Origin of the sequence: Serratia liquefaciens ATCC 27592 (assembly GCF_000422085.1) — a bacterium.
Taxonomy (GTDB): Bacteria; Pseudomonadota; Gammaproteobacteria; order Enterobacterales; family Enterobacteriaceae; genus Serratia; species Serratia liquefaciens.
In genome coordinates, this window is the sequence record NC_021741.1 from 3,870,645 (window position 1) to 3,891,887 (window position 21,243).

Sequence of the window (21,243 nt, forward strand, 5' to 3'; positions counted from 1 at the left end):
GGAGGATACCGATGGAGACGAATGAAACTGTCTACCGCGCTGACTGCCCGAGCCGAATCATTCTCGACCAGATCGCGGACAAATGGTCAATGATGGTGCTGGAGGTGCTGCGTGAGCCGAGGCGCTTCAATGCGATCAAGCGTCGCCTTGATGGCGTCACTCAACGTGTGCTCACCCAGACGCTGCGCAAGCTGGAGCGTAACGGCATGGTGAACCGCAAGGTTTTGGATGGGCGGGTGCTCGGCGTCGAGTATTCGCTGACGCCGCTCGGCCAGTCATTGCAAGGGCCGTTCTCTATTCTGTTTGAGTGGACTATGGGGAATATGGAGGCTATTCAGGACTGCCGGCGCAGATATGATGAGCAAAACCAGCAGCTTGAACAGTGAGGCTCCTGCCTCACTTTTCCTTGCGATGAATGGCCGCGTACATCCAGTAATCACCCGGCGATAACCGAAACTCTAGAAATGAGAGGGAGGCGATCAGAGGTTGCGGAATATTCCCGAGATCAGCGTCCTGGAAAGCAGAGACGTCGGGTCAGCCCACTCCATCAGCACATCGAAATGGTTGCAATGGGGCACCTCGAGCAGATCCGTTTCCGCACCGGCCGCTTTATACAAAGAGGCAAAGGCTTCGGACTGCCGCTTGAAGCCGGGCGGATCGCCTTCAGCCCAGGCAACGGTGATGGGGCACCCCGGCGCAGGGATGTGACGCATCGGGCTGTAATCGGCCACGCTGGTGTCGGAGAGTGCCAGCCATGCCTGCACGGGCGTCTTCATCAAAGGTGCGAGTTCAAAAAGCCCGCTGATGGGAAAAGCAAACTTCACCACATCGGTCGGCACGCCAAAAGCTACATGCCAGCCTGGTGCTAATAGTGTTGCAAGCAAATGGCCACCAGCAGAACTGCCACCCAGCGAGATCCGTTGCGGATCCAGCCCAAACTCATGTCCCCGCCGCCAAATGAACGCCACGGCACTGCGTACGGCATGGACGATGTCACCGATGCCGGCTGCCGGCGCGAGTGGATAATCTATAACCACCGTGGCAATGCCATTTGCCGCTAATGTGCCCGCCATCATCGCGGAATCTTCTTTCGACAGCGCTCGCCAGTATCCCCCGTGAATAAAAAGAAAAACGGGCAGCAGCGGCCCGTTTCCATTCACCGTTGGCCCATAAATATCCAGAGCCTGACCACTTTTCTGGCAATAGGTGATATCAAAATGGAGGCCATAAGCCAGTTTCATCTTTTCAGACTGCGAGCGATAACGCGCCATTTCTTTGGCAAAGCCATCGACACCTACCGTAGCGCGTGCATCGTAATCCTCATTGAGGCGTGCCGGATCCATAAACACTTCGTCTGCCAAAAGCGTCATTTTTCAACCTCCCTGATGAATACCGCCATATCCCAGCGGCTGCGGACAAAAAAAGTGGTTAGTCCCGGCCCCGTTTCTCGGGCCGGAGCAATGATCAGGCCAAAGTGCCCGTCGGCAGGCTTAATGCCGTTTTCATACGCTCTGCGCCGATCTGCTCGCAGCGTCCGGTGATACGCAAAACGGCCGATCGAACGTCGTCTGGCCACAGGTTCATATGCCCCATGCGTTCCGCCGTATCTTGGGTATGTTCGGTCAACGGCCTTTCCTGCGCTTCCCAGGCTGCCAGCGCCGCCGGAATATCCCGGTTATTTTCCAGACTGACCGCCAATCCAAGAGCATTCATCAGTGCGCAACCGCCCCCTTGGCCGAGGTAAGGCGGCATCGCATGGGCTGCATCGCCGAGGATCGCCACCTGCCCTTTGCTCCAGGCCTTGAGCTTCAGCACCTCAAACGCATCCCAGCGGCCGGCCTCGCCAAAACGTGCGATCAGGCCGGAAAGGTGTGGGAAGGATTTGCGCCAAAGTGCCGGGGCAATCGGAAGCTGATAGGCACCCACATCGTCCTCAGCGCAGCACAGTGCAACATAAAGATCGGTCGCGCTGGCGGGCGTATAAAGGATCCGCCTCGTGCCTGAAAAGTACTCAATGTAGTTCGAACGATCTGCAGGCGGTACGTCATCGTCATCACGCTTCAACATCATTCTGACCGCGCCATAGTGCAGCGGCTTGCGGTACATCAGCAGGTCCAGAGACTCTCTCACCCGCGAGTTGATACCGTCAGCGCCGATCACCAAATCGGCTGACAGCGTTCGCTTGTCCGCCATCAGCAGCTTTCCATCCGGTGTCGCCCCCACCGCCTCGGAATCGCTGACAATTTCGGCACCGGCGCGGCGAGCCGCATTGAGCAAAGACAGCAGCAGCCGCTCGCGCAGGATGGTAACCAGACGTGGGGCACCGCTGCTGTTGATCGGAATATCCTCCATCGTTGCGTTGCCGTGATCCCGTGTCTGGAATACGGCCCCTTCGTGTGCCCCCACCATAGCTTCGTCATAGGCTCCAATCGCCTCGAGCACACGCAGCCCATTACTCCAGATATAGATGCCCGCACCAAAGGTGCGCAGGTTTGCCGAACGCTCATGCACTCTCACGCTCCAGCCACGCTGAGCCAGCGCCGCCGCCGCCGTAAGCCCGGCGATACCTGCCCCAGCAATTTCTGCATGCAGTTGCTTCATACCCTCTCCTCAGCCCCGTTTGTTTTTGATCGTACCCGTCGTTAAGAACCCGCCTGTACCGCAAACAGATCCTTTCTCCTGGTCATGCAGAACAACGCCAAAGCGGCAATTAATGCGGGAATCGCCATCCAGTAGAAAAAATTCTGCAAATCACCAACCACGGTATATAGCCAAGAGCCAAGATAAGCCCCCGTGATGGAACCCACATGACCCACGCCGATCCCCCATGACACTCCGGTCGCACGTGCCGTGGTGGGATAAAGGCCAGCGCTCAAAATACTGATGTTGTTCAATGCTCCCGTGAGGGTAAAACCCACGAAAAAAACGCAAACCAATAAACGGGTAGAACTGCCGAGCTGGCTGCCGGTAACCAGCAGCGCGACCGAGGCCAATAAGGCTAAAGGAGGAAGTATTTTGGCGATACCGATTCGATCGATGAGAAGTGCTGTGATGATGCCACCGATCATGCCCCCCAGCGGCAGCATTGCGGCAACATATAAGGCCATCCGAGCGTCAAACCCGCTGCTGCGCAATACCGTGGGTAGCCAATTGCTCAACAGGTAGAACGAGAATAAGCAGCAGAAAAAGGTCAGCCAGAGTAGCAGCGTACGCTCGGTTCGCCCTTCAGAAAATAGCGCCGCCACGGGAGACAGCTGCAGGTTTTTTTCACCGGGCTTTCTGTCCATACCGTCGGTAAAGATTACGTCCTGCCACTTCCTATGGCCGCCAATCCGTTCGACGATCCGCAGTAATTTAGCTCTCTGTTGCGGCCTGTTGGCCAGGAAACAGATCGACTCAGGGAGCATGAAATACAGCACTGGCAGCATCACCAAAGGAGCGATACTGCCCACAAAGAGCAGGCCTCTCCAGCCCAGCACCGGCAGCAGCAAGTCGGCCACCCAGCCGCCGAGCGCCATACCCAAGGTAAAGCCGGAAAAGCTCAAGGTGACCAGCAACATGCGCCAGCGAATGGGCGAATACTCTGACACCAGAGTAATGCAACCGGGCAATACGCCGCCTAGTCCCATGCCAGTCAGCAACCGCAGTGCCACAAGCACGCTAATCGATGAGGAAAAGGCATAACCCAGGGTGCCTAAAGCGACGATAACCGAGCAGATCAGCAACACCGTTTTGCGCCCATAACGGTCCGCCGCGGGGCCACAAATGAAACTGCCGAGTAACATGCCGAACAGACCTGCCGCGAAAGCCGGGCCCAACTCGGCGCGATCAATCCCCCATTCTTGAGCCAATTCAGGGGCGATATAACCCATCGCGCTGGCATCCAGACCATTAATCATCAATACAATAAAACACAAGAGCAGCGTCATTATCTGTAAACCACCGATCGGGCTTTGATCGACAATGTCGGTGACGGATTGTTTGTTCATGGCAAAAATCCTCTTTTCTTGTTTTTGTATTACCTTGCATCATGAAAAGCACGCCACCACCGGCAGGAAGACCCGGGATTAACCGGTGAATAAAATGGCATCAACATACTGATTAGTAATAATTTACCTTCTGCCAGTTCCGGAGCTTATGCATAACCTGGTGTTTTACTGGGTAGCGCTGCAGGGGCAGGTTTTCCAGAGAGCAGGGATTGATCGAGTATAGGGCTGTGCTGATATCAGGGAATAATCAAAAAAGGGATCTTTGGTATAACCAAAATGAATACAAGGAGGCGCGCAAAGGGAATATTTTGTGGGCGTCGGAAAAAAGAAAACCCCCGTACAGCCTAGCCGCAACGGGGGTTTTAAAATCATCACTGATAGTCAGTGATTAGCGGTTCATCATTCCCACTCAATGGTAGCCGGTGGCTTACCGCTGATGTCATAAACCACACGGGAAATGCCGTTGACTTCGTTGATGATGCGGTTGGAGACGCGACCGAGGAAATCGTACGGCAGGTGCGCCCAATGTGCGGTCATAAAGTCGATGGTTTCCACTGCGCGCAGTGAAACAACCCAGTCGTATTTACGGCCATCGCCCATCACGCCAACCGAACGCACCGGCAGGAACACGGTGAATGCCTGGCTGACTTTGTTGTACAGATCGGCTTTGTGCAGCTCTTCGATGAAGATCGCATCGGCACGGCGCAGCAGATCGCAGTACTCTTTCTTCACTTCGCCCAGTACGCGCACGCCCAAACCTGGGCCCGGGAACGGGTGACGGTAAAGCATGTCGTACGGCAGGCCCAGTTCCAGACCGATTTTGCGCACTTCGTCTTTGAACAGCTCTTTCAGCGGCTCGACCAGGCCCAGCTTCATCTCTTTCGGCAGGCCACCCACGTTGTGGTGCGATTTGATCACGTGCGCTTTGCCGGTGGCGGAGGCGGCGGATTCGATCACGTCCGGGTAGATGGTGCCCTGCGCCAGCCATTTCACTTCAGTCTGCTTGCAGGCTTCTTCGTCGAACAGTTCAACGAACACGCGGCCGATGATCTTGCGCTTGGCTTCCGGTTCGTCAACGCCGGCTAACGCGCTCAGGAAGCGATCTTCCGCCGCCACGTGAACGATGTTCAGGCCGAAGTGGTCGCCAAACATTTCCAGCACCTGGTCTGCTTCATTCAGACGCAGCAGGCCGTTATCGACGAACACGCAGGTCAGGCGTTTACCGATGGCGCGATGCAGCAGCATTGCGGTCACGGAAGAGTCGACGCCGCCGGACAGGCCGAGGATCACGTGATCTTCGCCCACCTGCTCACGAATGCGCTCTACCGCATCTTCGATGATGGTCGCCGGGGTCCACAGGGCTTCACACTGGCAGATATCCAGCACGAAACGCTCCAGCATGCGCTGGCCCTGACGGGTGTGGGTCACTTCCGGGTGGAACTGCACGCCGTAGAAGCGTTTTTCTTCGTTGGCCATAATGGCAAACGGGCAGGTATCGGTGCTGGCAACGGTCACGAAGTCGGACGGGATAGCGGTCACTTTGTCGCCGTGGCTCATCCACACGTCGAGCAGCGGTTTACCGGTTGGGCTCAGCGCGTCTTCGATGCCGCGAACCAGTGCGCTGTCGGTGGTAATTTCCACCTGCGCGTAACCGAATTCACGCTCGTTGGAACCTTGCACATGGCCGCCCAGCTGCATTGCCATGGTCTGCATGCCGTAGCATACGCCCAGCACAGGTACACCGGCGGTGAACACGTATTCTGGCGCACGCGGGCTGTTGGTTTCGGTGGTGCTTTCCGGGCCGCCGGACAGGATGATGCCGCTCGGATTGAATTCGCGGATTTGCTCTTCGCTAACGTCCCAGGCCCACAGCTCGCAGTAAACGCCGATTTCGCGCACGCGGCGGGCGACCAGTTGGGTGTATTGCGAACCAAAGTCCAGAATCAGAATGCGATGCTTATGGATATTTTTTGTCATGTGAGGCGAATTCCAGCAACAGAGAAAAAGGAAAATCTAAAACGTTAGGACAGTTTCAGTCGGCGAGGCCAAACAGTTGGTGGTCGCCCGCAGCACAGCATGCGCAGTTGACATAAAGTCAATGAGCAATGCGAGCAGCGGACGGCGAACAAATGCGCCGGCCGCAGCCCCTGAAATTAACCCATGCGGTAGTTCGGTGACTCTTTGGTGATGGTCACGTCATGCACGTGGCTTTCCTGAATACCGGCGCCGCTGATGCGAACAAATTCAGCCTTGGTACGCAGGTCGTCGATGGTGGCGCAGCCGGTCAGGCCCATGCAAGAACGCAGGCCGCCCATCTGCTGGTGTACGATCGCTTTCAGCATGCCTTTGTAAGCCACGCGGCCTTCGATACCTTCCGGCACCAGTTTGTCGGCGGCGTTATCGGTCTGGAAGTAACGGTCGGAAGAGCCTTTGGACATCGCGCCCAGTGAACCCATACCACGGTAGGATTTGAACGAACGGCCCTGATACAGCTCGATTTCGCCCGGTGATTCTTCGGTACCCGCCAGCATGGAGCCGACCATTACGCAGGATGCGCCGGCCGCGATAGCTTTGGCGATGTCACCGGAGAAGCGAATGCCGCCGTCGGCGATGACCGGGATACCTGTCCCTTCCAGCGCTTCAACCGCATCGGCGATGGCTGTGATCTGCGGTACACCTACGCCGGTTACGATACGAGTAGTACAGATGGAGCCAGGGCCGATACCTACTTTGACCGCGCTGACGCCGGCGTCAGCCAGCGCTTTGGCACCGGCTGCGGTAGCCACGTTGCCGCCCACGATCTGCAGATCCGGGTATTTGGCGCGCGTTTCGCGAATACGCTGCAATACGCCTTCGGAATGGCCATGCGAGGAGTCGATCAGCAGCACGTCAACGCCGGCGGCGACCAGCGCATCAACGCGCTCTTCGTTACCTGCACCTGCACCCACCGCTGCGCCAACGCGCAGACGGCCATGCTCGTCTTTACAGGCGTTTGGCTTGCGTTCCGCTTTCTGGAAGTCTTTTACGGTGATCATGCCCAGCAGGTGGAAGCTGTCGTCCACTACCAGCGCTTTCTCAACGCGTTTTTCGTGCATTTTCTGCAGCACGACTTCACGCGCTTCGCCTTCTTTCACCGTAACCAGACGCTCTTTCGGCGTCATCACGGCGGTAACAGGCTGGTTCAGATCGGTGACGAAGCGGACGTCGCGGCCGGTAATGATACCGACCAGTTCGTTCTCTTCGGTGACGACAGGGTAACCGGCGAAGCCGTTACGTGCGGTCAGCTCTTTCACTTCTTTCAGGGTTGTGGCAGGGGTTACGGCTTGTGGATCGGTTACCACGCCGCTTTCATGTTTTTTCACGCGGCGGACTTCTTCTGCCTGACGCTCGATAGACATGTTTTTGTGAATGAAGCCCAGACCGCCTTCCTGCGCCAGCGCGATGGCCAGGCCGGATTCGGTAACGGTATCCATGGCTGCGGACAGCATAGGGATATTCAGGCGGATATTTTTGGTCAGTTGGGTGCCGAGCTCAGCGGTATTAGGCAGAACCGTAGAGTGAGCTGGAACCAGGAGAACGTCGTCAAACGTTAGTGCTTCTTTCGCGATACGTAGCATGGGCAATATCTCACCAGAGTGGGCTGTGAAAAAGATAAAATATTGCCGCGGCATTATACAGAGCGTAATCGGTTGCCTCCAGCACTTTCTCACAAAAACTCTTGATTACCTTTTTCAGCCATGTAGTATCGACCAATTAAGTGCTTGTTTTGAAATTTGATCTGGGTCACATGTCGATACCTGTTTCGCCTTCCATTTTTACCGTAAGCCGCCTGAATCAGACGGTTCGACAGCTGCTGGAAATGGAAATGGGCCAGATTTGGCTCTCCGCCGAGATCTCCAACTTCTCCCAGCCGTCTTCAGGTCATTGGTATTTCACGCTGAAAGACGACCGCGCGCAGGTGCGTTGCGCGATGTTCCGCAACACTAACCGTCGTACTACCTTCCGCCCGCAAAATGGCCAACAGGTGCTGGTGCGCGCCAGCATCACGCTGTATGAGCCGCGCGGCGACTATCAGCTGATCGCCGAAAGCATGCAGCCCGCCGGCGACGGCCTGTTGCAACAGCAGTTCGATCAGTTAAAACAGCGACTGAGCGCCGAAGGCCTTTTCGACCAACAGTTCAAACAGCCGCTGCCCAGCCCGGCCAAACGCGTCGGGGTGGTCACCTCCGCCAGCGGCGCGGCGCTGCACGATGTGCTGCAGGTGCTGCAACGGCGCGATCCGTCATTGCCCATCGTTATCTACCCTACTTCGGTGCAGGGCGCGGAAGCCCCCCTGCAGATTGTACGTGCCATCGAAACGGCCAACCGCCGTGACGAGTGCGACGTGCTGATCGTCGGCCGTGGCGGGGGTTCACTGGAAGACCTGTGGAGCTTTAACGACGAACGCGTTGCGCGGGCGATTTTCGCCAGCCGCATTCCGATTGTCAGCGCCGTCGGCCACGAAACCGACGTCACCATTGCCGACTTTGTCGCCGATCTGCGTGCGCCAACCCCTTCTGCCGCTGCCGAACTGGTCAGTCGCAATCAGTTGGAACTGCTGCGTCAGTTGCAATCACAGCAACAGCGGATGGAAATGGCGATGGACTACTACCTGGCGCAGCGCCAGCAGCAGTTCACCCGCATCAACCACCGTTTGCAGCAGCAGCACCCGCACCTGCGTCTGGCGCGCCAACAAACGCTGTTGTTCAAACTGCAACGTCGGTTGGAAGACGGCATGCAAAACCAACTGCGTCTGTCTTCGCGTCGCAGCGAGCGGGTTCAGCAACGGCTGGCGCAGATGCAACCGCAGGCGCGTATTCACCGCTACCAACAACGCGTGCAGCAACAGGAATACCGTTTGCAGCAGGCATGGGATCGCCAGCTTAACGGCCTGCGCCAGCGCTTCGGCGTCGCCTGCAGCCAACTCGAGGCCGTCAGCCCGCTGGCGACGCTGGCCCGCGGCTACAGCGTGACGCAAACCCCGCGCGGCGAACTGCTGAAAACCACCAAGCAGGCTCAGGTTGGCGAACTGCTGAAAACCCGTCTGCAGGATGGTTGGGTGGAAAGCGAGGTGAAAACCATCACCGTTGCCAAAAAGCCGCGCAAGAAACGCGCGGCCGAATAATCCCGCTTACTCCAGCGTAAAACGGCTGCCCGGTACGCCGTTAATCCACAGTTCTCGCGTCTCTCCAGTTGGCAAACTGCAGGCCAACGTCTGCCACGCCGGTTTGAACCGGCCTTCGGCAGTGATGTTCAGCATAATGCGTTGAGTGTCGCTGAGCATCTCCCAGCGCAGCCACAGCGCATCGCCCTGCTGCCAGCCATAACTTTCCCCGTCATCTTCGAATAACAGCCCAGAAGCGCTGCCACAGCCTTTGAGCGGATACAGCTTCAGCTCGCGCCGATCGTCCGCCGTCACGTCAACATGCGCCAATCGCGACGACAAAGGTATCGCGGCACCGGCACGTACCAGCAGCGGCAAGCGCTCCAGCGGTGCCTCCAGCAGCACCGCCTGGCCGCCGCTGAACCATTGGCCGCTGTAGAAGCAGTACCAGCCGTCGCCGTTATCCGGCAGATACACCGGCCGCTGACGCTGCCCCTGCTCCACCACGCTGGCCACCAGCAGATCGCGACCTATCATAAAATCATCGGTTTCGTTCAGCGTGCGCTCATCATGCTCGTGGTCGAGGAAGGTCGGGCGCAGCATCGGTTCGTCGTCGACGCAGGCCTGCCACAGCAAGGTGTAGAAATACGGCATCAGCCGATAACGCAAAGCAATCGCCTCGCGCACTGCCGGCGTCACCGCAGGGTACATCCAGGGTTCGTTAACCGTGGCGTCGTCGTTCCAGGAGTGAATGGTGAAACGCGGATGCATCACGCCATTTTGCACCCAACGCACCAGCAGTTCGGCGTCCGGCCTGTCGCCGGAGAAACCGCCCACGTCGTGCCCGAGGTTGTACAAACCGGACAGGCTCATGCCCAGCCCCATGCGAATGTTGTAACGCAGGGTTTGCCAACTGGTACGGTTATCGCCGCTCCAGGTCTGCACATAACGTTGCATACCGGCACAGCCGGAGCGTGAAATCAGGTACGGCCGCAGCTCAGGAGCAAAGCGCTGCTGCGCCTCCATCGAGGCGCGCATCATCAGCAACGGCATCACCGGGCGAATATGCTTGATGGCGATCGGCTGGCCAAAACCGTGGCAACGCGCCTCGCCGTCCCACACTTCATATTCGTTATTGTCATTCCAGGTGGAATCGATGCCCATTTCCAGCAGTTGCTGAGTCACGCCCTGCTGCCACCAGTGCACTGCCGCCGGATTGGTGAAGTCCAGATGTGAGCCTTCGTCGTCCCAAAAGCTCGAACGCTCCGGCCTATCGCTTTCTGAATCGCGGATAAACAGCCCTAACTGCGCCGCCTGTTGATACTGCGGATGATCCTGCAACAGGCACGGCTTGATGTTGGCCGCCAATTTCAATCCGGCATCGTGGAAAGCCTGACTCAACTGCTTGGGTTGCGGCACCTTGTCGTAGTTCCAGTTGAACACGTAACGCTTGTTGCCGATCGAGGTATAACCCGAGGACAGCTGGAAGGAGTCACAGGGAATGTCATGTTGGTGACAAAGCTCAATAAACTGCCGTAGCTGCTGTTGAGCATCCGGCGCATCGGTGTAATGCATGGTGGATCCGCTGTAGCCCAGGCTCCATTTTGGCCCGAAGTGTGTCTTGCCGGTCAGGCGTACAAACGCCTTGGTGACATCCAGCACCTTTGGCCCGAGGAACAGGTAATAATCCAAATCCCCCGCCTCGGCCTGATAGCGGCGATAGGCCAGGTGGTAATTGTCGATCTCGTTACCCAAATCCAGCCAGCAACTGCTCAGGTTGTCGTAAAACAGCCCAAAGCTGGCCTCTTCTCCACGGGTGATGGTGAAAGGAATGTGCTTGTACAGCGGGTCAGTGCTGGCGGCGTTGTAACCCATCGCATCCAGATTGCGCATTTCAAAACGGCGGCCGCTGCGCTCCAAATCACCGGCCTTCTCGCCCAGGCCATAATAGCGCTCGGCGGCATGGCGACGTTGATAATGGGCCACGCCGTCACCGTGCGGGTTAAGCAAATAGGCGCTGGTGGGCCGATCGGCTGCCAGCGGACGCCATTCACCGGCGGCGTTACAGTGTTCCCATTCCAGCCACAGCGGCTGATGCACGGTCACGCGCAGCGCAGAGGTGGTCAGCACCAACCGATCCTCATGCTGCTGCAAGTGGTAACCCGGCAGGTTGAAACCGGCGACGCTCAGCCGGTCGCGCCCTTCCCAGGGCACGTCGGTCTGTGGCGCAATGCTCCAGGTGCGATCCAGCGCCAGCTCTCCGCTGCGCTTGATCAACACGCGACACAGGTGGTTTTCCAACACGTACATGCAAAACAGATGGCGTTCATCGACCAGCAGTTCAATACGATCGGCATACTGTCCTGCCAGCGTCCAGTTTTTTAAGGTTTTCATAGGCATCCAACTTAACTATTGAGTGTTTTTTTACCGCCGCGTTCGGCGATCAAAGCAATCAGGAACAGGGCGCCGATCAGGTCGAAGAAGCCCATGGCGATGAATAAGGGGTTAAAACCGACGGTGTCGGAGACCGCACCGATCAGCAACGTAAACAGGAAGCTGGCGATCCAGGCGCTGGAGCCGCGCATGCCGTTGACGGTCGCCATTTGGTTTTTATCGAACGACTCCACCACCAGCGCGCTGAGCATGCAGGAGATCACCTGGTGCCCGAAGCCACCGATCGAGATCAGGGCGATCGCCACGTAGGGATCTTTGGTGATCGCCACAAATGCCAGCGAAACCATCATAAAGGCGCCCGTCACCGAGCTGGCGACCACCGAGTTGACGCGGCTGCAGCCGAACCATTTGCGGTACAGGGTGGTGAGATAGCCGCTGGCAACGCTGCCGATGTCCGCCGCCAAAAACGGCAGCCAGGCAAACATGGCGATGTGCTTTAAGTCCATGCCGCGCTCGGTGGCCAGGTACAGCGGCACCCAGAAACTGAACACCGCCCAGGCCGGTTCGGCGAGAAAGGCCGGAATGGCGATGCCATAGAACTTTTTGTTGCGGCACAAAATCGCCAGCGACTTGAGAAACGGCAATCTGGGCAGTTCCGGTTCATTGTCTTCGCGGATCAGATCCAGTTCCTGTTGGCTCAGATTGGGGTGCTGCTGCGGCGAGTGATAGAACAACCACCACAACACTACCCAGATCAACGCCAGCGCGCCGGAGAACAAAAAAGCGCCCTGCCAGCCAAAGGAAACGTGGGCAATCACGATAATTGGCGGAGCCAGCATGGCGCCAATAGAGAAACCGACGCCCGCCCAACCGGCGGCGATCGGCCGCTCCTTTTTAGGGAACCAGTCGGATATCGCCTTGGCGTTGGCCGGTGTGGCCGCCGCTTCCGCCCCGCCCATAAAGAACCGCAGGATAGCCAGTTGAACCCAACTGCCCGCGCCGGCATGCAGCATGCAAACAACCGCCCAGATACTGGCGCAGATCAAAAAGCCCATCTTCAGGCCGATAACGTCGATCAGCCAGCCGCAGATCGGCTGAAATACCGTATAGGCCAGTTGGAACGATGCCACCACCCAGGAGTACTGCTCGGTGGTCATGTTGAGGCTGGTTTTCAGTTCAGGTGCCAGAATGCCCAGCGAATTACGGGTGATGTAGTTGACCGTTACGCCCAGTAAAAACAGCGCCAGCATCCACCAGCGCAGCGATTTGAACTTGCGCCGGCCGGTATCGGCGACCCTTTGATTAATTTCAACACTCATCTGTCTTCTCTCCACGACGGCTGCCCGGTGCAACAGCGCGCCTTTTGGTAGGGTACGTTTTGGTATCGAAGGTATGGGCCGTGGAAAACTGCGGTATGTCTGACAAAGACCAACGCATCACGTTCACAACCACATGATTTATTTTCGTTTTATTTATAATTCAGCCCATTAATTGGACTGATAAATCTATAAAGTTGGTATACCAATTCAGACTAACCAGCCGGAAGCGTGAGCGAAACGAGGTTTTTTGCAAAAATTCTCATGCATAGAATAAAAGCTCGCCATAATGGCGACAGAAGCCTGACAGTACGCTGAAAAAACACCGTGAAAATATTTTCATTACCGAATTTGAAGGAGATCACAGAATGAACGGAAAGCTGAAAATACAGGAAATTGCCCGGCAAACCGGGCTGTCGATCAGCACCGTTTCACGTGTATTAGCCGGTAAGTCCAATACCAGCGTCGAAGCTCGCCAAAAGGTGTTGGCCTGCGCTCAACAGAACGGCATTCTGCAGGGAATTTCCAGCGGCAGGCTGATGCTCAATAACGTGATGGTCTTCGCCCCCCAGCGCGCTTTTGATGTGCGCACCGATATCTTCTACTACAAGGTGATCCAGGGGATCTCCGCCGCATTAGCTGAGCATGAAGTGCGGATCCGCTATTGTGGGCTGGAAGAACTGCACAGCGACGGCGCGTTGTTTCTGGAAAAAATGAGCGATCCGCAAACTCAGGCAGCGCTAATTATCGGCATCGACGACGAACACATTCACCAGTTGGCCGCCGACCTGAATAAACCCTGCGTACTGATTAACTGCACCGACCGCCAGATGCGGCTCGACAGCGTGTCACCCGATCACCAACTGATTGGCGAGTTCTCCGCCAACTATCTGATGCAACAAGGGCATAGCCATATTTTGAATCTGCAATGCCTGCGCCGCCACACCATGGAACTGCGGCTGGCGGGTATTAAACAAGCCTATGCGCGGCACAATATCGCCTTTGACGACGGCCGCCATCTGGTGACTACTTCCGGCTTCGGCAGCGAAGAGGCCGAACAGGCGCTTACCACCTTTATCAACCGGGTGAGCCACCGCTCGCAGCTGCCAACGGCCATTCTTGCCGGTGGCGACTACATGGCGGTCGGCGCGGTCAAAGCACTGAACAAGCTGCAGCTGAGCGTGCCGGGGGATATCTCGGTGATGAGCACCGACGGCTTCAATCTGGCGGAAATTCACGACGTGCCGCTCACCTCGGTGCAGGTACCGCGCGACGAGCTGGGTTATGAGGCGATCCAACTGCTGCAACGCCGCATGCTGCGCGCCGATGCACCGCCTTGTAACCTGCTGCTGCACGGCAAACTGGCGGTACGCGCCTCGGTCAAACGCATCAGTCCCCATAAAACCAGCCCGGCGGTCAGCACCCATGACCACCGCCTTTACGATGTCTGAACTACACTTAGTGGCGCCCCGTTCATTTATTGAGGGCAATTTTTTGGTTCATCGCGTATTGGCGTGAACTAATGGATAACGGCAGTAATAATGTTTAGGTTTGTATTCGCCAAAACTCACCCTAAGCCACGTACAGAGTCTGCGAAGGAGGCGCGGTACCGTACTTCATCACGCAGCTGGCAGACGAGGCCTCAACTGCGCAGCGGGGACGCCGGTAAGGCCACAAAAAGGCTTCATGGATAGAGTAAATTTCCAGTTGGTGCGCCAGCTACCCGAGGATGGCCATCGCTCGGTGAGATATGTCGACGTTTATGTGGAATACAAAATCAAGAAAAACGGCTCCAAAGAGCCGTTCGTAAGGACGTTAGATTTACGACAATCCTGGCCTGCAGTGTTACTTGGTTACCTTCGCTAGCACCAGCATGCGCAAAACGTGCTTAATCTCATACTTTTGGGAACAGGAAGTTACTCAGGCTTCTCAAGCAATCCAAGCAACTCCATATCATAAAGCAAGTCCCTTTTTTCGTCATCAGAGATGTCTTTAATGAGAATACTCAAAGGCGTTTCGTTTATAATCAAATAGATACCATCACGAGTGATGTCTTCTGCTTTCTTCGGCCCTCTTCCGGCCCTTAAAATTAGAGTAAATACCTCGAACATTAGCTTTTCTATCGGCGAAAAAGGGGTATTTTCGCATTGATAGCTTGCATACCCAATTTCCAGGCCATCATAAGATGATTTTTCACCAGTCTTTTTATTAATGTAAAGTATGTTTCTACAGCAATCATAGAAACATCCTAATATCATTTCTCGTATTTCACCGTAAGTCATACGTTCTTCGTCCATTACTTCAACCTCCCAGGAATTAACATTACATTGTTGTTGTCAAGGACATCTATTTTGATCCCGGGGTATTTTTTCTGAAATTGATCCACGACGCCCAAACAACTCCCACATGCAGTACGTTCAGTAAAAATGGTGACTTTTCCCTTGGCTGCCACATTGTTACCCAGTTTATCAGCCAGGTTGTCCAGGATTTTGTACTCCGAGTCTGTATTTCGAGGTATTGGTTCACCCTTTGAATTGTTGATGGTGTTAAATTTAAAATTGCCGCTACCTTTCCCTATAAAGCCTTTGTCTGCTACGTCGACACGGCTGTGTGCAGCGAGTGTTTTCGGCATACCAGGAACATCGATTTTTGCAACGGCGGCATTCCCCGTCTTCCTGATATTTTGTGAAAACGGCGCCCTGGCATCCAACACCTGCTGTCTGAACGTAGCCGCCTGCTGAATGGTCTTCTCATTGACCAAATACCCTTTCCAGGCGTTGGTTGGCCCGACCAGTTTTGATGACAGATACTGGTTGCCGACATTTGCTTTACCCATACCGGCAAACGTACTGGCGATAGAAACTGCCATCACCGAGGCATTCACCCAGTTCGGTGACCACCCGGTCAGCTTGCTGATTTGCTCTATCTGTTGGTTTCGTGCAAACAGCTGGCCGTCGGTTATCTGGTCACCCAAGTCATACGTGAATAACTTTTCACTGTCATAACCGGCAAACGCCGGGTAGTTGCCGAAGCGCTGACGCTCTTTTTGCACCCAGTAGTTGGCAATAAGCCCATCTTCGTCCCGCGTTGACGGGTATTTCTTCATCAGGTCTTCAAACTGCTTGCGCTCTTCCGAGTTTAACGCTTCCTGCGTAGTACAGGCTACTTTTCGGCAAGATGCTGCCATCAGACGCGCTTCTTTTTCCTTGTCGCCCTTCGACAGCACTTTAATAGCGTTGAGTTCTTCCTGATGCAGCTGGCGATTGAAGCGTTCAACAAATTCACCCGCGTTTGCACCGCTGTTGGTACCCGAGGCTTTGCCGGTAGCTATAGCTCCCGCGAAGGCACCTGCAACACGGCTGATTTGTGACTGACGCTCCTGCCATCCTTCGGTTTTTACCAGGTTATCGTTGATGATCACCCCGGCCAGTTCCGCCGCCAATGCCCCAGCAGCGGCCCCTTTACCGTCTCCTCTGCCGATTTCCGCGCTGATTCCCGCTAGCACCACATGACTCACGGCCCGGCCCGGTACACCGAGAACCTGACCATTATCCCCTATCAGGTTGGCACCCTCAGCCTGAACCTGGCTGCCAATATTCGCCAGCAGCGCATTGGTCAAATTGTCTTTGAAGCTGCCGCCATTGATGGTCGTATTCAGGCTAGAGCTGATGACCGATTGCCCAGCCACACGCTGCGCCACCTTGCTCCAGTCGCCATTGCTCAGCTGTGGCAGCTTGACGTTGTTCGGGTTGAGCGGTTTGCCCGCCGCGTCCTTGCTCCAGCCCATCGCACTGTCGAAGCCGTTGAGCGCGCCCCCCACTGCCATTGCCGTGGCCGTCGCCTTCACGCTCTCGCTACTGCCCAGCACTTTCAGGGTTTTTGACAGATTGCCTCTGTTTTCGACCAGCGCCACCGCCGCCTGAGAGGCCAACGATGACATACCAGCCGTGACCGCGCCGCTGGTAACGGCGCCGCCGCCGATGGCCCCGGCGACATTACTGGCCGCCAGCGCCGTTAGCGAACTGCCCGCCGTCACTGCGGCTGCCGCGATGGCAATCACTGCCGCCACCGCCGGGTTCAGATGCTGGCTCTTGTAATCCCAGCTGTCGTAGGCGTCCTTGACCTTATTCCACTGCACGTCATTGCGCTTGTTCAGATCTTTGACCCAGGTGGTGCCCGGCGTGTTGCCCAGCGCATCGATGGCGCTTTGCAGTGCTTGGCCGTTTCTCACCTTCACGTCGGCGCTGACGCCTTTGGCGGCATCGACCGTCAACGTACCGCCAGTATGAATACTCGGCAGTACCCACTTATTGTCTTCGTACCCTTTGTTGGCCTGCTTGATGAAGAACCCTTTCGAATTAGTGACGGTCTGTTCGAAGTTGGTGTTTTTCACCGCACGGAAGTTGACCTGTCCGTGGGTACTGGTCAGTCGGGCATTCTTACCGGCCTCAATCTTGCTCGCCTCATAGGTGCTGTCGTCACGGCTCATCAGGGTGATATTGCCGGGGGAGGTAAACTCGGTCACCTTATTGGTCACGTCATGGCGGGTTTGCTTGACCTCAGTTTTTTTACCCCACCACTTGCGCTTGGTTTCCGTTTTCTCGTAGTGGCTGGACTCTTCCATCGCCTGGGCATAGAGATAGCCGCCCTTGGCGGCGATATCCATGGAACCGGTGCGGACCGCCAGCTCCCTGTTTCTGGCGTTTTCCTGATCCTTACGTTGCCTCTCCGCATCATACTGGCGCTGTCTTTCCGCCCGCGCCACATTCAGTTGATTTTCAGCAGCATTTTTTTCTTTCGTCGGCTGCGCGATCTGTTGCTGGGCCTGGTCGAATGCGTGTTGAGCCGTAGTGAACGCGTTCTGAGCGTTATTGACCGCGTTCTGCCTGTCTATCAGGCGTTGACGAATTTTGTCATATTCCTCGATGGTCGATTCTTTTATCGCGTTCCCGACTTTGACACCGTCTTGAGTCGGTGCCGAAACATCTCCCCATTGAAGAACATTATTGACAAACGCCCGGCCCCCTTCTTGCAATAACCGGTCGAGGTGTGCCTGGTTATCGATCAACGCCGAAGCGTCATAATTGGCGCCCCCTCCGCTATAGCTCGGCACTGAAACAAATCGGGACGACGACGAGGTAATGGGGTGTGCGCCAACATTGAACAACGATAAGGTATCAGGATGCTGTCGTGCGCTGTCCAACTCGCGCCGACGGTCATTCAGCTGACCTTCGGCCTGAGTCCGGTTATTCATCGCCTGGTCAAATCGTTGTCTGGCCTCCTGCGCCAGGCGTTCAGCCGTTGAAAATACAGCATCAACCCCAGAAAGGTCTGCGGGTGTATTCACCTGCCCGGATTGCCCTTTCGACTGCAGTTTAGTCGCCTGGAACAGGATGCTGCCGTTGGCAATGGCCGTCAGCAGACCGCCGGCACTCAGTTCTGTGCCCTGCTGAGTGCGTGTTTCGGTAAATTCTTTGCCGCCTTCACGATAGCTGTGGTTCTGCACCGCCTCAAAGCGCATGTCGCCGCCGGAGGTCAGCGTCATGTTGCCGTCAGACGAAAGGTGTGAGCCATAGGTTAGGATATCGCGATTGGCGGACAGGGTCAGTGTCTTGCCACCGTGCAGGCCAGTGACCCACTGACGGTCATCCTTGTTGTTGTCATTGGTTGCATCGATAGCGGAATAACCTACAGCTGCCAGCCACAGTGTCTGTCCCGCAATCAGCGTCGCATCGCCGCCTGCCCACACGTCACTGCCCTGCAGGCCGATATCGCGCCCCGAGTTAATTAGCAGGTTGCCGTTCGCCTTGACCTGGCTGCGTAATTCGGGTGTGCGGGTCGCAGCAAATAGAGAACGGTAGGCATCACCCAGGGGGCGCATGTTAAGGTCGATATTCTGTGCGGCATTAAGGTTGACATTCCCCCCGGCCGTCATTTTGATGCCGTTCAGCGACAGGCCGCTGCCGCTGTTCATCGTTATCGACCCGGTCGCGTTCATGGTGCCAGCCTGAAGCAGGTTGTTGAAGTACTGCAACCGCTGGTCCGCCGACAGGTTTTCGCCGGGACGGGTACGCACCAGAACAGCATCATTATTGATGATGCCGATGCTGCCGGGGGCGGTCATGCTGATATTACGACTCTGCGCTAGCAGTGTATTGACCAGGGTTATAGTGCTGCCCGCCGTCAGCGTCAAGTCGTGCGAGGCTTCCAGGCTGCCCAGCCAGCGCACCCCGTCAGGATGGTAATAGTGGGGTTTCTCGCTGGTGTGCACCTTTATTTCGCCGGTACGGGCGGTCAGAGTAACATCCTGCCCTTTCAGTTCGCTTTGCCAGGCATCGATGGCATTGCCGGCACTCAAATCCAGCGCTTTACCTGCGGACAGAATGCCCTGCCCCAGTACGATGCGGTCTTCGGCAATGGCGGTGAGATTGCCGCTGGCGTTAATGGCGTCGGTATTGATGATATTGGCCGCATGCAGCACCACGTTTTGCGCCTTAATGGACTCCAGGCGTCCGGTCGTTTTCACCTCCGTGAACTGACTTTCAGACGGCGTTGGGGTTTTGATTTCTATCTTGTTTTTGAAATCTGCGACCAGGTTGTTTCCGGCACTCAAACTGGCACGGGGTAAGGGGGACAGAGTGGACTGCCAGACTTGAACGTTATCACCTCGAGTGAAGTAATTCGTTAACCGCAGCTCTTTTGCAGTTAACGGATTGAAGGTGGTTTTCCCATGTTCCTTATTGGCTTTTTCATCAGGGACATAACGAATGTAATTCAACAGTGTTCCTGTGGACACCTGTTCATTGGTGAAATTCTGCCCCGTCAGGATCAGGTCTGATTTGGCACTCAGTAGGCTGCTGTGGTTATAAACGTCATCACCATAAATATAGAGATGCCGGCCGGATGTGATTTCCGCGGGCGCCGACCATTTCCCTGTATCGAACAAGGTCTGTTGGTCGTTTACCAAAACCCCCTGCTCAATATTGCTGAAATCCGCTTTTCCAAACCATCTCTCCGGTAAGGGCGATGTCAATTCTGCGGTGATGATCACGGGATAGTCGCCGCTTTCCGCCATGACGTTAGCCACCTGCATGTTTTTATCCGTAGATGTCGGCGTCAGCTTGGTTTTGTTAACAATTCCAACGTTTCTAACATTATTCACCTGCTCTGCGCGTATCACCAAATCGCCGCTGTTGGTTTGAATGCGCGCGGAGCGGTTTTCTATCTGTTTGGACTTATTTCCCTGCGCATCCTTCTGGATCCACAGATTATTGTTGCTGTGTAACGCCGTATTGTCTCCGTCACGTAATTCAACGTTGCGCACCGTGTCTGCAAACACTCGCATATCGCGGTGCGCAGTCACATTACCGTTGTTGTTGAGCGTATCGGCCGCCAGCGTCACGTCATGTTCGCCACGCACCTTAACGCCGGAGGCAATATGAACCTCCCTGGCGCTGACGTTCAAATCCGTCTGTGCATGCGCGTGTCCCAGCTCAATACGCCCATTGGCGGTCAAGGTGATATCCTGTTGCGCGCTATTGATATTATTCAGGTTGACACCCACCCCGTCCTCGGTGGCCACCAGGCGAATTTTGTTGGCGTACATGCCACCCAGCGCCTTGGTATCGACCGCCAGTTGCGGTTTGGCCCCGTCGCCGGCAATGGGTTTTACCGTGCCGTCTTTAAAACTGATGCGGTTGGTCCCCTGAGTCAGCGATAGGTTTTTGGCGTTGATTTTGCCGTTGAGTTCAGTGGCACGGCTGAGGATGTCGACGTAGTCGGCGCCACTACCATCGAGTCCCTTGCCCCCGATGGTGACGCCGCCTTTTTTGACCTCCAACGCCTCCAGTGCGCCCTGCTTGTCGAACTGCGGCTTGCCGGTGGTCAACGTCACGCCCGGGGCATTGATAAAACCACAGCCGTCGCAGGTGATGCCATTGGGGTTGGCAATCATCACGTTGGCCTTGTTGCCGAACACCTCGAGTTTACCCTGCAGCTCAGAGCGACTACCGCCGGTGACTTCATTGATGATGAGCTCCGCCGCCTTCCCCTTCAGATTCGGGTTGCCTTTGGCATTCTCTATAATTACGCCCAGTTGGGTCTTGCCACCTTGGGTGGCATTGTTGAGCACAGCGCCTGGCGTGCCGACGTTGAAGTCCTTATAGACGTTGTGCGAAATTCCCGCACTGTTCGGCGTGGCAATATTCACCACCGGCACGTTGCCAGGTTTCATGTGTACCTGGGTGTTGCCGTTGGCGGCGTTGATGCCGGCAGCGAAGGCCGGATGCAGCGGCGTCAGCGCCGTGGTGTAAATCAGCAGGTAGCTGACGGCGCGCGCCAGCGGATGAAGAGGCTTGTCCATAGGAAGGTCCGTTCTCTTAATATAAAATTCAGTCGTGCA

General features: G+C 56.0%; 12 protein-coding genes. 3 read left to right on the forward strand and 9 right to left on the reverse strand.

Annotation, left to right across the window (positions count from 1 at the left end):
• The first annotated feature begins 11 nt into the window (after positions 1-11).
• Positions 12-386 carry a winged helix-turn-helix transcriptional regulator gene (locus M495_RS18135; protein WP_020828133.1) on the forward strand — a complete coding sequence of 125 codons (375 nt, stop codon included), beginning with the start codon at positions 12-14 and terminating at the stop codon, positions 384-386.
• 93 nt (positions 387-479) lie between these two features.
• On the opposite strand, the gene M495_RS18140 is transcribed toward M495_RS18135, so the two are convergent.
• From M495_RS18140 to guaB, 5 genes are all read right to left on the reverse strand, one after another.
• A complete protein-coding gene (locus M495_RS18140) occupies positions 480-1,370 on the reverse strand; it encodes an alpha/beta hydrolase (protein ID WP_020828134.1) in 891 nt (296 codons plus the stop codon).
• Positions 1,371-1,464: 94 nt separating this feature from the next.
• On the reverse strand, positions 1,465-2,601 hold the full coding sequence (locus tag M495_RS18145; RefSeq protein WP_020828135.1) for an FAD-dependent oxidoreductase: 1,137 nt from the start codon (positions 2,599-2,601) through the stop codon (positions 1,465-1,467).
• A gap of 41 nt (positions 2,602-2,642) precedes the next feature.
• Positions 2,643-3,989 carry an MFS transporter gene (locus tag M495_RS18150; protein ID WP_020828136.1) on the reverse strand — a complete coding sequence of 449 codons (1,347 nt, stop codon included), beginning with the start codon at positions 3,987-3,989 and terminating at the stop codon, positions 2,643-2,645.
• A 399-nt stretch (positions 3,990-4,388) separates the two neighbouring features.
• On the reverse strand, positions 4,389-5,966 hold the full coding sequence (guaA, locus tag M495_RS18155) for a glutamine-hydrolyzing GMP synthase (RefSeq protein WP_020828137.1): 1,578 nt from the start codon (positions 5,964-5,966) through the stop codon (positions 4,389-4,391).
• Between the two features lie 176 nt (positions 5,967-6,142).
• Positions 6,143-7,606, reverse strand: coding sequence for an IMP dehydrogenase (gene guaB / locus M495_RS18160; RefSeq protein ID WP_020828138.1), 1,464 nt, complete (start codon positions 7,604-7,606; stop codon positions 6,143-6,145).
• Between the two features lie 170 nt (positions 7,607-7,776).
• Between guaB and xseA the strand changes: the two genes are divergently transcribed.
• Entirely contained in the window at positions 7,777-9,153 is a 1,377-nt protein-coding gene (xseA, locus tag M495_RS18165) for an exodeoxyribonuclease VII large subunit (RefSeq protein ID WP_020828139.1), read from the forward strand.
• A 6-nt stretch (positions 9,154-9,159) separates the two neighbouring features.
• On the opposite strand, the gene M495_RS18170 is transcribed toward xseA, so the two are convergent.
• Both M495_RS18170 and M495_RS18175 read right to left on the reverse strand, forming a co-directional pair.
• A complete protein-coding gene (locus M495_RS18170; RefSeq protein WP_020828140.1) occupies positions 9,160-11,526 on the reverse strand; it encodes a glycoside hydrolase family 31 protein in 2,367 nt (788 codons plus the stop codon).
• A gap of 11 nt (positions 11,527-11,537) precedes the next feature.
• Positions 11,538-12,845: an MFS transporter gene (locus M495_RS18175; RefSeq protein WP_020828141.1), complete on the reverse strand. Its 1,308-nt coding sequence runs from the start codon at positions 12,843-12,845 to the stop codon at positions 11,538-11,540.
• A 365-nt stretch (positions 12,846-13,210) separates the two neighbouring features.
• Between M495_RS18175 and M495_RS18180 the strand changes: the two genes are divergently transcribed.
• On the forward strand, positions 13,211-14,293 hold the full coding sequence (locus M495_RS18180; protein ID WP_020828142.1) for a LacI family DNA-binding transcriptional regulator: 1,083 nt from the start codon (positions 13,211-13,213) through the stop codon (positions 14,291-14,293).
• Positions 14,294-14,758: 465 nt separating this feature from the next.
• On the opposite strand, the gene M495_RS18185 is transcribed toward M495_RS18180, so the two are convergent.
• Together M495_RS18185 and M495_RS18190 are read right to left on the reverse strand one after the other, a co-directional pair.
• Positions 14,759-15,139 carry a hypothetical protein gene (locus M495_RS18185; protein ID WP_020828143.1) on the reverse strand — a complete coding sequence of 127 codons (381 nt, stop codon included), beginning with the start codon at positions 15,137-15,139 and terminating at the stop codon, positions 14,759-14,761.
• Positions 15,139-21,204, reverse strand: a complete 6,066-nt coding sequence (locus tag M495_RS18190) for a DUF637 domain-containing protein (RefSeq protein WP_020828144.1) — start codon at positions 21,202-21,204, stop codon at positions 15,139-15,141. The genes M495_RS18185 and M495_RS18190 overlap by 1 nt, the downstream gene beginning before the upstream one ends.
• Positions 21,205-21,243: the final 39 nt, after the last annotated feature.